The sequence below is a fragment of the Humibacter antri genome (genome assembly GCF_054777235.1).
On the sequence record NZ_BAAHAW010000048.1, the window covers coordinates 206,132 to 221,366 of the forward strand.

The 15,235-nt window shown below is 67.0% G+C and carries 15 protein-coding genes; 9 read left to right on the forward strand and 6 right to left on the reverse strand.

The window, feature by feature from the left end:
* Nucleotides 1-30 precede the first annotated feature (30 nt).
* On the forward strand, nt 31-762 hold the full coding sequence (locus ACYVDK_RS17890; protein WP_460524290.1) for a TetR/AcrR family transcriptional regulator: 732 nt from the start codon (nt 31-33) through the stop codon (nt 760-762).
* Nucleotides 763-774: 12 nt separating this feature from the next.
* On the opposite strand, the gene ACYVDK_RS17895 is transcribed toward ACYVDK_RS17890, so the two are convergent.
* Entirely contained in the window at nt 775-924 is a 150-nt protein-coding gene (locus ACYVDK_RS17895) for a hypothetical protein (protein WP_460524292.1), read from the reverse strand.
* Nucleotides 925-945: 21 nt separating this feature from the next.
* Nucleotides 946-1,863 carry a hypothetical protein gene (locus ACYVDK_RS17900; RefSeq protein WP_460524294.1) on the reverse strand — a complete coding sequence of 306 codons (918 nt, stop codon included), beginning with the start codon at nt 1,861-1,863 and terminating at the stop codon, nt 946-948.
* Between the two features lie 100 nt (nt 1,864-1,963).
* Here ACYVDK_RS17900 and ACYVDK_RS17905 point away from each other — a divergent pair, with 100 nt between their 5' ends.
* The 4 genes from ACYVDK_RS17905 (at nt 1,964) to ACYVDK_RS17920 (ending at nt 4,510) form a co-directional block, all read left to right on the forward strand.
* On the forward strand, nt 1,964-2,515 hold the full coding sequence (locus ACYVDK_RS17905; protein ID WP_460524296.1) for a PadR family transcriptional regulator: 552 nt from the start codon (nt 1,964-1,966) through the stop codon (nt 2,513-2,515).
* 5 nt (nt 2,516-2,520) lie between these two features.
* Nucleotides 2,521-2,991 carry a 2'-5' RNA ligase family protein gene (locus tag ACYVDK_RS17910; protein ID WP_460524298.1) on the forward strand — a complete coding sequence of 157 codons (471 nt, stop codon included), beginning with the start codon at nt 2,521-2,523 and terminating at the stop codon, nt 2,989-2,991.
* Between the two features lie 49 nt (nt 2,992-3,040).
* A complete protein-coding gene (locus tag ACYVDK_RS17915; RefSeq protein ID WP_460524300.1) occupies nt 3,041-3,868 on the forward strand; it encodes an aspartate/glutamate racemase family protein in 828 nt (275 codons plus the stop codon).
* A 105-nt stretch (nt 3,869-3,973) separates the two neighbouring features.
* Complete coding sequence (locus ACYVDK_RS17920; RefSeq protein WP_460524302.1) at nt 3,974-4,510, forward strand: SdpI family protein; 537 nt, start codon at nt 3,974-3,976, stop codon at nt 4,508-4,510.
* Between the two features lie 67 nt (nt 4,511-4,577).
* Here ACYVDK_RS17920 and ACYVDK_RS17925 read toward each other — a convergent pair whose 3' ends face one another.
* Nucleotides 4,578-5,381 (reverse strand): MBL fold metallo-hydrolase, encoded by an 804-nt coding sequence (locus ACYVDK_RS17925; protein ID WP_460524304.1) that lies wholly within the window; start codon nt 5,379-5,381, stop codon nt 4,578-4,580.
* A gap of 367 nt (nt 5,382-5,748) precedes the next feature.
* Here ACYVDK_RS17925 and ACYVDK_RS17930 point away from each other — a divergent pair, with 367 nt between their 5' ends.
* Together ACYVDK_RS17930 and ACYVDK_RS17935 are read left to right on the forward strand one after the other, a co-directional pair.
* Complete coding sequence (locus ACYVDK_RS17930) at nt 5,749-7,287, forward strand: HNH endonuclease signature motif containing protein (protein WP_460524306.1); 1,539 nt, start codon at nt 5,749-5,751, stop codon at nt 7,285-7,287.
* Nucleotides 7,288-7,663: 376 nt separating this feature from the next.
* A complete protein-coding gene (locus ACYVDK_RS17935; RefSeq protein WP_460524308.1) occupies nt 7,664-8,017 on the forward strand; it encodes an SdpI family protein in 354 nt (117 codons plus the stop codon).
* A gap of 327 nt (nt 8,018-8,344) precedes the next feature.
* Here the strand turns inward: ACYVDK_RS17935 and ACYVDK_RS17940 are convergent, their stop codons facing one another.
* Complete coding sequence (locus tag ACYVDK_RS17940; protein ID WP_460524310.1) at nt 8,345-8,818, reverse strand: winged helix-turn-helix transcriptional regulator; 474 nt, start codon at nt 8,816-8,818, stop codon at nt 8,345-8,347.
* Nucleotides 8,819-9,040: 222 nt separating this feature from the next.
* On the opposite strand from ACYVDK_RS17940, the gene ACYVDK_RS17945 reads away from it, so the two are divergent.
* Nucleotides 9,041-9,580: an SRPBCC family protein gene (locus ACYVDK_RS17945; protein WP_460524312.1), complete on the forward strand. Its 540-nt coding sequence runs from the start codon at nt 9,041-9,043 to the stop codon at nt 9,578-9,580.
* Nucleotides 9,581-9,868: 288 nt separating this feature from the next.
* On the opposite strand, the gene ACYVDK_RS17950 is transcribed toward ACYVDK_RS17945, so the two are convergent.
* The gene (locus ACYVDK_RS17950; RefSeq protein WP_460524314.1) at nt 9,869-13,441 is read right to left on the reverse strand and encodes an FAD-binding and (Fe-S)-binding domain-containing protein; all 3,573 of its coding nucleotides are present in this window, start codon (nt 13,439-13,441) and stop codon (nt 9,869-9,871) included.
* Nucleotides 13,442-13,582: 141 nt separating this feature from the next.
* Entirely contained in the window at nt 13,583-14,263 is a 681-nt protein-coding gene (locus ACYVDK_RS17955) for a TetR/AcrR family transcriptional regulator (RefSeq protein WP_460524316.1), read from the reverse strand.
* 102 nt (nt 14,264-14,365) lie between these two features.
* On the opposite strand from ACYVDK_RS17955, the gene ACYVDK_RS17960 reads away from it, so the two are divergent.
* Nucleotides 14,366-15,202: an SDR family oxidoreductase gene (locus ACYVDK_RS17960; protein ID WP_460524318.1), complete on the forward strand. Its 837-nt coding sequence runs from the start codon at nt 14,366-14,368 to the stop codon at nt 15,200-15,202.
* The last annotated feature ends 33 nt before the right edge of the window (nt 15,203-15,235 follow it).

The window sequence follows — 15,235 nt, forward strand, 5'->3', positions numbered from 1 at the left end:
TTCACAGTAAGTAAAGGTACAGTGAATGTCATGCACAGTCAAGAGGATCGCGCGCTTCGGCAGCTGTGGGGCCTGGAGGCGCCGACGGTGCGGGGGCCGAAGCCGCGGTGGACGCTCGACCAGGTCACCGCGACGGCCGTCGCGCTCGCGGACGACGCCGGCCTCGACGGGGTTTCGCTCGCCCGAGTCGCCGAGCGCCTGGAGGTGACGACCACTGCCCTCTACCGTTATGTCGACTCGAAGACGGCGCTGGTTGAGCTGATGGTGGATGCCGCGGTCGGCGATCCCCCCGAGCTGGCCGACGACGACTGGCGGCAACGCTGCCGCACCTGGGTGGATCGTCTTGCGGATCGATATGCGGAGCATCCGTGGCTGAGCGACGTCAGACCGGAACGGATGCCCTGCCAGCCGCGCGTCTACGCCTGGATCGATGCACTGGTCGGTGCCGTCGGCGGCCGGCCGATCGCGGACGGCACCGTCCGTCTCAGCGCCGTCGAAGACGTGTCACCCGGGAGCGACGGCGGCGCCGACAGTGACAGCGCGGTCGCCGATCCGCTGCGCCTCGCACTCCTGCTGGACAGCCTGGTGCGCTCGTACATGGCGCTCACCGGCAACCTCAGCGATGCGCCTCCGCCACCTTGGCTCGCCGGGGCTCTCTCGGCACGGTTTCCGCGTCTGACGCGTGCCGGAGACCAGGATGCCGCCGACGCGCGTTCGGAGCTGAACTTCGCCGTCGAGGCGGTGCTGCGCGGGGTCGGCTGACCCACGAAGCGGTCAGTCGATGGGTTCATCGTCGGCATGCGCCCCGTAGTAGGCGGACTGCCGACGCATGAGCTCGCTCATCGGTACGTCGCGACCGACTCCGTAGACGGTTGCGCCGAAGTCGAGTCCACGCTGGGAGTCTCCGACCTTTGCCCTCACCATACGGGTGACGTGCTCCCGTCGTCACACCGCGGGCGATGCGTCGATCAGCCGCCGAACGAGGTCGTACGCCGGTTTCGGCGTGTAGTCGTCATGGAGGAGGCCGAATCCGTTCTGCCAGCTGCCGTCGCTGAGGCCGTCGCGAAGTGAGAAGAACTCGTACACGCTCACTTCCCCGGTCGCGAGCACGGCCTCGGCGACGGCCTGCAGGATGCGTGCCTGCTTCGCTTCGTCGCGGTTGCTGCCCGTGGGCCAGCCGGTCTCGGTGATGTGGATCGGCGTGCTGTCAGGGATCCCCGCCTCACGGGTGACCGCTCGCAGCGTGCGAACGAGGAACTGTGCTCCGGCTCCGACCTTGTCTTCCGGGAGCGGACGGAAGACGTCGGGGAACATGTCCAAGCCGATGTAGTCGAGCCGCGAGGCGGAGCTCGGCCCGAGCGCGTCGACCATCCGGGCCCAGAACACCGGATCGGCGAGCCCGGCCGCATTCACACCGATGCCGATGTTCGCACCGAGCAGGTCTCGTTCCTCGAGGCCTGCTCCGACGCCCGCGGCGACCGCCTCGAAGCAGCCGGGGAACCCGCCATCCAGCGGCGCTGCTACGTTGAGCTCTTCGCCGACCTGGACTGTGCCGCCGCCCCAGCCGGCGACATCCCGGACCGCCTGGCGCACGAACTCCGCGAAACCGACCGTGTCGGGCGCCGGCGAGCGGTAACACGCGACGAGGTCGATCAGTCTGCCCTTCCCGCCATATTGTCCGGGATCAGCCGGGGCGGCATCCACGCCCGGCTCGGGCGCTCCCACTCCCCGGAAGTGCCGGTAGCACCGAACGACGAACTCCTCCGCGCCGCCCTGCAACCGATCCAGCGCGACACACGTGCGCTCCACGTCTTCCGACGGTGTCTCGAGCGGCGTCAGGTCAACCAGATCAGCGGAGACCACACCCGGCCACACTCCAAATCGCACAACGAACTCCCTACTAGCCGTATACGGGTACTCGCCGAGTGTAGCCGTATACGGCCAGCGCTGCTACCGTGAAACGGTGCCGACCAATGCGCTCGCCAACCCGCTCGTGCTGCCGATCCTCGGCCTGCTCGCCGAGCAGCCCCGGCACGCGTACGCGCTGTTCAGCGAACTGCGCACGCGCTACGCCTTTATGGGCGTGCGGAACTCGACCGTCTACACACTGCTGAACACCCTCGTGGAGAGTGGGTGGTTGCAGTCCGGGCCGGCCAGCTCTCATCGGCAGGAGTTCCAGCTCGCCCCGTCGGGACGGGCCGCCCTGGCGGCGCGGGTCGAGCACGAGCTTCAGGAAGGCGACCTCGCCGACCGCACGGCATTCATGACCGCGCTCGCCTACCTCGGAATCCTCACGCCGATCGCCGCCTCGGCCGCTCTGCAAAGCAGAGTCGACCGCGTCCGACACGAGGAAGAACACCTCACGCTCGTCCTCGACCAGGTCGCCGGCGTTTCCGAGCTGCACATGATCGAGGTCCACTTCTACCGCGATCAACTTCGTCACGAACGGGCCTGGCTGCACGCGACCATCCAGCGCATTCGCTCGGGCGCACTCCCCTGGCCCGTGAAGCGGTAGACGAAATGCTCCTCGTCATCGTCGCCACTCCTGAGCCGGTACCCGTCGAAGTCGACCGCTCTCGCTGGCCGGTACATGTCACGATCGTCGGAACGTTCCATGTCGACACGAAGCCGGTCGAGGCGATTCCGGCGCTGATCGAGAGGGCCGCACAGAGCTTCGTCGCGTTCGACGTGAAGCTCGGCCCGCCTGAGCGATTCGGAACGGCGAAGGATGTGCCCGTGCTCTTGGCGGCGCATCCGTCGCTTCGGGCCCTGCACGAGTCGCTGGCGACCGCGCTGGCCGGCCTTTCCGGCTTCGATGCGATCGAGCCTCCGTTCTGGCATGCCGGATATCGCCCACACGCTTCCCTCGGGCCCGCGGTGCGAGTGCGGGAGGGCGACACGCTTCGCCTGCGCGTGATCACGCTGGTGTCGCTCGAGAAGCACGTGGGCCGATCCCTCTACTCCGCGCACTTGAGCACTGCGGGCACTTGATCATCACGGAAGCGTGAAATTCGTCGTGGTGTCCCGGCGGAAGGCGCGCATGACCGGTCTCGTCGATGTCGTTCTGCGCAAGCTCACCGATGCCAGGGCCCGGAGCACCTGGAAGGCTTGGCCTGTGCCTCGTCTTCAGCAACTCGTCCCCGGAATCATCGGCTTCGCGCCCGCGACCGACTATGAGTACCTGCGCGAGATCCAACGGTTCGGCGCAAGCGAGAGCCGACCCGGCCTGGTCAATTCGATACGCACGTTGTACGCAACCCTCGACACCGACGAGTTCTTCGGGCTGGATGACGATGGGCATTCGCGAGAGGCGTCCGAGCTGATCTCGGCCACCGCACGGACTCTGTGCTCGGGCGGTGCCGACTTCCTGGTCGTCACATCCAACAGCGGCAGCATCATCTTGGAAGAGGCAACGGATGTCGCGCTTCCGGTTCTGAGCATCTTCGAGACGGCCACGCGCGAGGCGACGCACCAAGGATTCCACAGGCTGGGTCTGCTCTCGACTCGTCGCACCGCCGAATCCGGCCGGTATCAGCGCGCGGCCGAACGACTGGGTGCACACATCCTCACTCCGCCGCCTGCCTTGATCGCGGACATCGACGCGATGATCGACGCGGAAGCGATTCGCGGCATCAGCACACCGGAATCGCTGGCGCTCCTACGCGAGGCCGTCGAGTATCTGGCGGGCGAGGGTGCGGACTGCGCGGTCTTGGGCTGCACCGACCTCGTTCTCTTCGGCCCGTCGAACGTCGGTGCGGGCATCCTGCCGATCGTCGACTCCACGAGAGCGCACGCCCGCGCAGCGGCCGCTCGGGCAGTCGACGGCTGGTCGAGTGACGAACTCGACACCGGCCATGCCCATTACTAGTACTTGGTGAGTACTACTAGTGCCTTCATGGCACGAGTAGACGATCGTCCAGTGTCTTGCGCGGATGTCGGATAGTGTGCGCGTTGTGCTGAAGGAGTCCTGGTCGTGAGTTCGATCGCCGCACCCGACGAGAGCGATCACCACTCGGCCGGACTCATCGTCGCTGCCGTGCTGTCCTGGATCGCCCCTCTCGCAGTGCTCGTCAGCCGACTCACTTCTCCCGCGCTTCCCGTTCGCGTTCCCAGCCACTGGAGCACAAGCGGCACAGTCGATGGGTGGAGTTCGATTGACGGCGTCTTCTGGACCACGCTTCCGGCCGGCATCGTCGGCGCACTTCTGGTCACGTTGATCGTCGTCTTCGGCGGCAACAACATCCCGCGCATCAAGGGAAGCCTGGGGCTGGCCGGCATCGCCCTTGTCTCCAGCGGAATCAGCCTCGTGTGGTTCGTCACGATCGCGGTCGCCCGACGTCCGGACGCCAGCGGGACGGCCTTCGGGATGCTCGTGCTCGGCACCGTGATCCTCGCCGCGCTCGTCTTCGGCGCCGGATCCCTGCCGCGACGGAGCGCCGATGGGCGAGCTCGCACCGAACCGGAGCAACCTGCCGACGGAGGCGGAGACCGCAGTCCATCGGAGGCGTGAGGACCGTCGATGGCGCCACGCTTCCGAAGGTCACAGTGCTGGAACCGAGCGGGAACTCGTCGCACTGCTACGACGGATGGCGAGTCGCCCGTTCCTGGGCATACTCCAGTTGGGATCGGTGTTCGGCGGGGAGCCAGTCTCGGCCGTACGTCGCCGACGGGTCGACCCTCGGATCGTGCGGATCACGGCCATCGCGCAGGGCCAGCACGTATGCCCGGTCCTGTGCGATCCGTCGACGCAGTTCTTCGCCGTCGCCGATGGATCCGTGCCCGGGAATGACAGCATCGATGTCGCCCGCCACCACGTCGAACAATCGCAAGGCTTCGAGGTAGTCCTCGATCGGCGCCTCGGAGTCGAGATCGAGCAGCGGGACTTCGACATCCGAGAGCATGTCGCCTGCGATGAGAACTCGACGATCGTCGATGAGCAGTGCCGCATGGCCGGGCGCGTGCGCCTGATGCTCGATTATGCGAACGCTCGGGCCGTCCCATGGGATTCGGGCCGCCCCGACCGCCAAGCCCTCGATCAGGCCGAGGAGCTCGATCGGCACCTGCTCGGCGATGCGCGCCGCCTTCGTGCGGGCATCCGTCAGCCGAGCCTGAGCCGCGAGGGCGCATCGGTGCGTGCCATATCGCGGGGCCGAGCCGAAGCGGGCGTGCCAGATCAGATGATCCCAGTGCGGATGGGTCGAGAATCCCACCTCGACGCGCCGATTCAGACGGTCCAGTTCGTCTGCGAGATCGGCCAAGTCAGAACCTTGGACGCCCGCATCGACCAGCAGCACGCCCGACTCGCCGATCAGAACGACGGCGTTGCTCTCACAGAACGAGCTCTGGCGAACCAGAACGCCGTCCGCGACTTCGGTTAGCACCCCATCAGGCTACGCATCCGGGCGCCGTCTACTGGAGGACGAGTCTCCGACTCGACCGCTCGCCTCCTCGAAGGGCGACGGCGAGCCCGGTCGGCCACTTCTTCAGAAACCACTTCTTCAGAACCCACCTCTTCAGAATCCACTTCTTCTGAACCCACTTCTTCTTCTGAACCCGCTTCTTCTTCTGAACCTGCTTCTTCTTCTGAACCTGCTTCTTCTTCTGAACCTGCTTCTTCTGAAACCCCTTCTTCAGAAACCGACGAAGGATGCGAGCGCTGCCTGCGAGTGTCTCTCCGTCCCCAGTCGAGAGTCTGACAACTTATTCACACACACTTTCGAATATAGTGAACCGTTGATAAGATAAAGCATGGCATTCACGTTCGATGCAGCGATCGCGGCGATCACCGCACTGCAACCCTCAGGGGGTGCGATCGAACCGTGCACGCAGAACGACGCGGAGCTCCTGCAGCTGCAGACCGGTGTCGCCGAAGCCACGAAACGACTTCACGCCATCAGCGCGCTGCTCGCGGCGGAGATCGCACACCGGTCACGGCGTGAACTCGGGCACGACGGGCTCGCCTACCGGGCAGGGTTCCGAACCCCGGAGAAGCTGATCCAACAGGCCACCGGAACGACCGGAGCGGATGCCCGCAAACTCGTCCGCGTCGGAACCCAGGTCGCGCAGACCCTCGCCGCCGACATCCTCGAGGAGTCGAGCGGCGACGGCGGAGCGGACAGCACTCGCACCAACGCCCCTCCAGAGGTCTGGCACGCCGAATTGGACCGTGCCGTCGCCGACGGGCTGGTCTCAGTGGACGCAGCCGACGGCATCCGTCGCGGGCTCGGCGAACCCGGCGAGGGTGCACCCGAAGAGTCGATGCGGAACGCGGTGGGCCGGTTGATCCAGTACGCGTCTCGTGCGCACGCTGACGATGTATGGGCCAGAGCCCGCAACGAACGCGACCTGCTGGACCCGAACGGGGTCGCGGACCTAGAGAAGCAACGCCGCGACGCCCGATACCTGAAACTCTTCCCCCAACCCGACGGGATGACCCGCCTCACCGGGCTCCTGGACCCCGAATCAGCGCAGATCGTGTGCACGGCGTTCGATGCCGTCGTCAGCCCGCGCCGCGGCGGACCACGCTTCACCCGCAAAGCCGACCGGGACCGGGCGCAGAGGCTTCTTGAAGACTCACGAAGCACCGAGCAGATCATGGCCGACACACTCGTCGACATCATCACCCTGGCCACCCGGAAAGACACCGGACGACTCTTCGGCACCACCCGACCCACCGTTCGCCTGATCGCCACCATGCACACCGCCACCAGCCGTGACGCCCAGCGCGCCGCGAGCACCGGCGACGCGTTCAGAAAAGGCGGAGGCGAGCCGGCGAACGGACCCGAGCAGCAGCACGAAGCCGAACCACAGCACGGCACCGCCGGGTTCGGGGTGCTGCTGGGACAGATCGACCCGGTCTCCGCAGAAACCGTGCAACGACACCTCTGCAACGGCCACCACCAGATCGTTCACGACGAGAATGGGCACACCCTCAACTACGGGAGAGCCAAGCGCACCTTCTCCACCCACCAACGCGACGTCCTCAACGCCCGGGACGGTGGATGCATGTGGCCAGACTGCGACCGACCACCCGACTGGTGCGAGGCCCACCACATCGATGAGTGGAGCGCCCACCACGGCAAAACCGACATCGACGACGGCATCCTGCTCTGCCGCTCCTGCCACCTGCGACTCCACAACGACCACTGGAGAATCGACCGGCGACCCGACAGACGTACCGGCCACCACGCGTACTGGCTACGACCCCCCGGTGGCACCGACAGTCGCGACGACATCCTCCTCCACCGCAAGAACCCGCTCCTCGACGCAGTGCATACCGCCAGTTGAGTGCGCGCCAGCCCGACGCGCGGCGACACGGCACCCGGCATCCCGACCCTCGAGGGCACGGCGCGCGGCATCCCGACGCACAACGGCACAGCACGCGGCATCCCGAAGCGCGACGGCACAGCACGCGGCATCCCGAAGCGCGACGGCACAGCACGGGCCAGCCCGATCCTCGAGATCACGGCACGCGGCATCCCCACGCGCGGCGGCACGGCGCGCGGCCGAACAGCACGCGCCCGCCCGACGCCGCGAGCCCACCGCTGCAGGCCCAACTCCTCAAGCCCACGCCGCAAGCCCACGCCACAAGGCCAACGCGCAGACCCGACGCCGGGTTCGATCGTCGCTCAGGCGGCGAAGCTCAGGGTGTTAGCGTTCGATCATGCTCATCGGCGCCGTGATCTTGACCATTGTCGCTATCGGCTTGACCGTGATGATCATCCTGTGCGCTGTCGGCGTCATCCCCCGCAACTCGATCGCCGGGCTGCGACTGCCTGCGATGTTCGCGTCCGACGAGGCATGGATGCGCGGACATCGCGCCGGCATCGCCCCCGCCGTGATCGCGTCGATCGTCTGCATCGTCGTGACCGTGATCGGCCTGGCCGTACCGGCATTCACCGGCGGCACCATCATCGTGATCGTCGCGCTTCTCGCCGGCCTCGTCATCGCGGCAGTACTGGGCAGCCGCGCGGCTTCGCGAGTCGCGCCATCGGTCGACGACGAGAAACAGGTCTAGCCGGGTACCTCCTCGAACGAACAGAGCTGCCGTCTTGGCGAATTGAGAGGCATTATAGGGCGAGCAGAGCGGCATTCTCGGGCAAACGCAAGGCACATTCTTGTGCGAGCAGAGACGCTTCCTCAAGCGAGCAGAGACGCACCCTCAAGCGAGCCGACACGCATCATCCTGCGAAGCAGAGACGCACCCTTAAGCGATCAGAGACGCGTCCTCGAGCGAGTAGAGACGGATCGCCGAGCGACAGAGAACGCCCTTTCGATGAGAGGGCGACTCACCCTCGGAAACCTAAGGATCTCGACGACACGGGACTTGACCTCTGACGGGCCGTCAGCTCGCGCGTGAACCTCCCCGGCGGCCTGCGAGGTACTCATCCGGCATACCGGGCCCGATCCGCACGGCCACCTCATCCGCCGGAATGGCACCGCACTGTTCACACGTCGCCTGGGCGTGCACGGCACCGTCGCACCCGGTGTGCCGATACAGGATCGGCGGTTCGATCTCAGATGCCCAGGCATCCCCCCACTCGGTGAGCGCGATGAGCGCGACCGCGAGCGACCGCCCTTTCGGTGTGAGCAGGTACTCGGACGAATCCGTGCGCTCCATGATGCCGCCGGCCACGAAGGCGTCGAGGCGGGAAGCAAGCACGTTCGTCGCGATACCCAAGTTGTGCTGGAAGTCCCCGAACCGTGTCACCCGGGCGAACAGTGCGTCACGAACGATCAGCAGGCTCCACCGCTCCCCCACGAGTTCGAGCGACCTGGCGATCGAGCAGACCTGCGTGTTGTACGTGTTGCCGAGCATGCAGCGATCCTAACGCTTGCGTCATGCAAGTTATCCGACTAGTCTAACTTGCATCACACAAGCTTAGCGAGTTCGCGGATGATCGACCTCCGTCGACCTGCACCTCCAGCGCCAACCCACACGCACGCCGAACCCACACGCACGCCGACCGACGCGCACTCCAAACCCACACGCACACCAAACCCACACGCACGCCGAACCCACACGCAAGGGAGCACCGACATGTCCACCGACTTCACGACCACCATCACCGTCAATGCGACGCCGCAGCAGGCATACGACGCGATCAACCACGTCAGCGGATGGTGGGGCCGCATCACCGGGTCCACCACCTCGGTCGGCGACGAGTTCGTGTACGTGGTGCCCGGGTTGCACTACAGCGGATTCCGCGTCACGGAACTGGAGCCGGCCCGACGCATCGCGTGGCTGGTGACCGGCAGCTACCTCGACTTCGTCGACGACCAGCAGGAGTGGAACGGCTCGACTGTGCGGTTCGACATCCGCGATGCCGGCGGGAGCACCGAGATCGTCTTCACGCACGAGGGCCTTCGACCGGAGGGCGAGTGCTACGGCGCGTGCTCCAACGCGTGGTCGATGTACGTGCGCCTGAGCCTCAAGGAGTTCATCGAAACGGGCGAGGGCCGGCCGAACGCCTTCGAGGGCGACGAGGTGCTCACCGCCGCAGACCACGCGGAACTGCGCGGTCGCGTCGAGGGCTCCGCTCCCGCCGAAGCGGTGGCTGCTCCTGCTGTATCTCGGTGAGCACGACTTCTCTGTGAGCACTCACCTGTGAGCACATCTCTGTCAGCATTCATCTGTGAGCACATCTCGGTGAGCAGTTCTCTGCCAGCGCGACCTTCTCGCTGAGCGCATCTCTGCCAGCGCGACCTTGCCCAGCGAGCACATCTCTGCGAGCGCATCTCTGCCAGCGCCACCTTCTCTGTGGGCACATCTCGGTCAGCACGACTTCTCGACGAGTGTCGGCGGCGCACGTGAACACCCCACACGGCAAACCATCGCGGCTTCGCGGGGCCACCGGCTCGTACGGTGTCAGGACTTCCGCCCCGTCAGAGTACTCATCGCGTGCGTCTGCACCTGCTGCGGCACCGCGTCGCGTCGCGTTCTGCGCGGCCTGAAGCCACCGGGCAGAGCGGCTGCCAACACTTCCGCCAGGTGCAGCGCCCGCGGCGCGACGTCGCAGGCGCTGCGGATCTCCTCGCTATGGCCCCGCCCAGCACGGCCCTGCCCAGCACGACCCTGCCCAGCACGACCCTCGCGAACGCGGACCTGGCCAGCGCCACCCTCCCGGCCTCGGACCTTCCCGCCACGGACCGGCCGAGCGCGATCTTCCCCACCGGACACGGCTGCGCGCCAGTTCGCCGCGCCCAGCTGGTCCGCCTGCGTGCGGCAGCTGAAGCCGTCTGCGATAACGCACGTTCCCTGCGACGCGGTCCGCAGTGCAGGCAGCATCGCGTGGTCGGCCACCGCGACGGAGACCGGCAGGTGTCCGGGTTCGAACCCGAAGTTGCCGGCCAGGCCGCAGCATCCATCCAATTCGTCGAACTCGACACCGGCATCGCGCAGGATGCCTCGCTCGGCATCGAATCCGAGCACGGCGTGCTGGTGACAGTGCTGCTGCACGATCGCGCGCCCGCCGACATGCGGCGGCTTCCAGCCATCCGTGGCTGCGAGCAGCTCGGCGAGCGTGACGGCACGCTCCTTCACGAGACGGATGTTCGGATCGCCCTCCAGGAGCCCGCGCCCTCCCAGAAGCTCGCGCCCTCCCAGAAGGTCCGGCCCGTCGGAGCGGAACACCGCGAGGCAACTGGGCTCCAGCACCACGAGCCTCTCGCCGTTCGTCAGCTCCTCCGCGAGCCGCGCTGCGGTCGCTTTGAGCATCGCGGCCGCGGAAGTGAGTTGACCGGTCGAAATGAGGGTGAGCCCGCAGCAGGAGCGACGGCGCGGAACGCGAACCCGATAGCCGGCATCCGTCAGCACGATCGCAGCCGCCTCGAGCACCGAGGGCTGGAAATTGTCGCCGAACGTGTCCGCGAAGAGCACGACGTCGCCGTGGGGGGCATCGCGACTGTCACCGTGGAGCGCATGGCGACTGTCACCGTGGAGGGCATGGCGACTGTCACCGTGGGTTGAGCTCGTCGAAACCGAACCTGTTCCGGGTTTCGAGTCGCCGCAGCGGGCATGACCACTCTCACCGCCGGTTGAGCTCGTCGAAACCGAACCTGTTCCGGGTTTCGAGTCGCCGCAGCGGACATGACCACTCTCACCGCCGGTTGAGCTCGTCGAAACCGAACCTGTTCCGGGTTTCGACAAGCTCAACCCGCGGTGACGGTCGCCCCATCCGCGGTGACGGTCGCCCCACCCGCGATCGAGGTCGCTCGACCCACGGGAGGGCTCGCCGTTCTCGTCGGTCGAGCTCGCCGGAGACACCCCGTCCGTGAAGCGGCGGCGCACGAAGCGCGGTGCCGGCCGCAGCGGATCGAGGCCCGCGAGCCGCTTGACGAGCGAGCCGAGCACCGGCGCATGCGAGATCGCGTTCACGATGGGCGGCGCGAGGTGTGCCAACCGTGCCCACACGGTCAGCCAGCCCATCGAGTAGTGGCCGAGCGGGCGAATCCTTCCCGCGTAGAAGTGGGACAGGAACTCCGCCTTGTACGTGGCCATGTCGACATCGACGGGGCAGTCGCTCTTGCAGCCCTTGCACGACAGGCAGAGGTCGAGTGCATCCTTCACCTCCGGCGAGCGCCAGCCCTTGTCGACCGGCGTGTCGCGGTTGGTGCGGTACGTGCCCTCGACCATTTCGAACAGCAGCCTGGCTCGACCCCGGGTGGAGTGCTCCTCGTCGCCGGTCGCGCGATAAGACGGGCACATCACCCCGTCGCCGTGTGCGCGGCAGTCGCCGACGCCCACGCAGCGCAGCGCGGCCGCGGCGAAGCTGCCGTCGTCGTTCGGATACGAGAAGTGCAGCTTCACCGGCTGCGGGCGACCCGTTGGCGGGGGCGCGTAGCCCTCGCCCATTCGCAACCCCTCGGTGTGCGGCTGCGGATCGACCATCTTGCCCGGGTTCATTCGTCCGCGCGGATCGAACAGGCGCTTCAGCTCCTGGAACCCCTCGATCACCCGGTCGCCGAACAGCATCGGCAGCAGGTGCGCGCGGGCCTGGCCGTCACCGTGCTCCCCCGAGAACGACCCGCCGAAACGCACCACGAGCTCCGCCGCCTCGTGCGTGAACCGGCGGTACTCGTCGACCCCGGCCGCACCGGAAGCGAAGGGGAACGGTATGCGCATGTGCAGGCATCCGTGTCCGAAGTGCCCGTACCGTGCGACAGGCTCGTACCCGTAGCGTTCGAGCAGCGTGCGCAGCTCGCGCAGATAGTCGCCGAACACGCCCGGCGGCACCGCGGAGTCCTCCCACCCGGACCACATGTCGGGCAGCCCAGGCACGTTCGTCGCGGCGCCGAGTCCCTCTTCGCGGATGCGGCGGATGGCGTCCTGCCGCCCCTCGTCGTCGAACCGGCGCACATCGGGGCGGATGCTCCGCCCGCCGAGCGAACGCACCATCTTCTCGGCCGTGGCATCCGCTTCGACTTTCGTCTCACCCGGCACCTCGACGATGAGGTATCCGTCGCCGTCGGGCAGCAGGTCGAGCGCGTCGAGGTTCTTGCCCTTCGTGCGCTGGAAACCGATCAGCGTGCCGTCGAGTCCCTCGACCGTGATCGGATCGAATTCAGCAGCGTGGGGCGCGGCATCCGCGGCGTCCTCGATGCTCGGGTAGCCGAGCACGACGAGGGTGCGCGCCTTCGGCACCTCGACGAGTTCGAGTTCGGCGCGCAGCATCGTGACGAGCGTGGATTCGCTGCCGACGAGCAGTCCGGGCACGTCGAAGCCGTTCTCCGGCAGCAGCGCGTCGAGGTTGAACCCGGAGACGCGGCGCGGGATCTTCGGAAAGCGCCGGCGCACGTCGCTGCCGTATCGGTCGATCAGCTCGCGCAGCGCTGCGTACAGCCGGCCCTTCGGGCCGCCCTGCGCAATCACCTGCTCGACGTCGTCGTCGCGCCGCACCCACATGCGGTCGCCGTCGTACGTGAGGATCTCCAGCGCCAGCACGTTGTCGCCCGTCTTGCCGTACTTCTGCGCGGATGAGCCGCACGAGTTGTTGCCGATCATGCCGCCGAGCGTGCAGTGCGAGTGCGTCGCGGGCCTCGGCCCGAACATGAGGCCGAGCGGGTTCACCGCACGATTGAGTTCGTCGAGCACGATCCCGGTCTCGACGATCGCGGTTCGGGATGCCCGGTTCACCTCGATCAGGCGGTCGCAGTGCTTGGACCAGTCGATCACCACGCCCTCGTTGCACGTCTGGCCGGCGAGGCTCGTGCCCCCGCCACGGCTCAGCACCGGCGCGTCGAACCGGGAACAGGCGAGAACAGCATCCGCTCCCGCCTCGACGGTGCGAGGCAGCACCACCCCGATCGGTACGTGCTTGTAGTTCGACGAGTCCATCGAGTACGCGGCGCGCGTGCCCGCATCGAACCGCACCTCGGCATCCAGACCCTCGAGTTCGCTCATGAGCCCGCGGATGTCGAGCCCGCCGTTCGTGATGGTCACAGTTCCGACCTTGCCGCTCAGCGGGCGGCGGTGGAAGGGGTTGACCCGATATCAAGTTGACCCGATATCAATGGGCCGGCCACCCTCGCACCACGCGGCTGATGGTTGCTGCGTCGGCGGTCAAGTCCCGCCACGCAACGCTTACGCCGTAGCGGTCTGCTCGATTCCCGTGATGATGACACGGATCGCGAAGTCCCGTCGGGAGCGTTCGTCCGGATCGGTCAAGGCTGCTGAAGATCGACCGATATGCGGAAAGAGCACCGGGTCGGCTTCTTCATACGCGACTCGGACCCGTCCGCGCTCGCTGTCGCCCTGATCCGAGTCGCGGCGCGCGGTGCGTTCGATTGCGGTCGCTGCGGCGAACTGTGCGATCAGGTCCACCGCCAGCGCCGCCGCCTGAGCGTCTACACCGCCCGTCTCCATGACGGCGAGTTCGTGCTCTGCGAGGCGAAGCGCGCCGGGAAGCGTGGGGATGGCACCCAATGCGACCGCGCCGAGCCCCGGGTAGACCTCAAGGGTCTCAATCGTGTTGACGATCGTTTCGGCCAGGGCTTGCCGCCAGTCCCGGTCGTCGGCGCCGACGAGTTGCACCTCGGCGTACGCGGCATCGAGAACGTGTTCGAGCAGCACCTCGCGGCTGCCGAAGTAGGCGTACAGCGACGCCGGCCCGGTCTCGACAGCTTCGGCGACGTGGCGGAGCGCGACCGCGTCGACGCCACGTTCGCGGATCAACCTCTTCGCGGCGTCGAGGATCGACTGCCGCGATAGCGGCGGCTTCGCAGGACGGTCACGCCGGGAGACCGGCTCTGCTCGTAACGCCATGCTCCCATCATATCGCTTGACACGATCATTGTTCTGTACGATCATTGTTTCTTACGAACAATGTTCGCGAACGTTGTTCGTCCCGAATGGTTGGAGGATGTCATGTCGGTTCTGGTCGTGGGCGCGAGCGGCGCAGTCGGCGGAGCGGTCGTCGCCGGTCTGCTCGAGCGTGGTGTGGAAGTGCGGGTGACCAGTCGCACTCCGGAGAAGCTGGCCCTTCCCGCGCGGGTGCCGGCGTTCGCCGCGGATCTCAACGACCCTGCGTCGTTCGCGCCCGCCCTCGACGGCGTCGAGCGAGTATTCCTGTACGCCGACCTTGCGGAGCCGGAAGAGCTGATGGCCGTTGTCGCAGCGGCAGGCGTGCGCCATGTGGTGTTGCTGTCGAGCTCATCGGTAACCCTCCCCGGCGCGGAGGAGGACTTCAACGGGTCACGGTTCATCCGCGTCGAACAAGCCGTCGAGAGGTCGGGGCTTGCGTACACGTTCCTGCGACCGGGCGGATTCGCCAGCAACGCGGCGCGGTGGAGCTGGGGTGTCAAGGACCAGAGCGCGGTGCCGCTGCCACACCCGGAGGCCGTGCAGGTCCCGATCCACGAAGCAGACATCGCCGACGTCGCCGTCGCCGCTCTCACCGGCGACACCCTCGTCGGGCACAAGCCCGTCCTGACCGGACCGGACCGGCTGACCCTTCGGCAGCAGGTCGACATCATCGGCAAGACGATCGGCCGTGAGGTGCGGGTGGTCGAGCAGACGGAAGCGGAGACCTCCGCGATGCTCACGCCCCACATGCCCGCGGTATGGGTGCGGCAGATCATCAAGGACTGGCGTGGCGCGGTCGGGGCGACCCCGGCCATCTCCCACGAATGCACCCGCATCACCGGCCGCCCGCCCCGAACGTTCCACGACTGGGTGGCGGACAACGACGCCCTGTTCCGCTGACCCGCCCTGTTCCGCTGACCCGCACACCAGGAC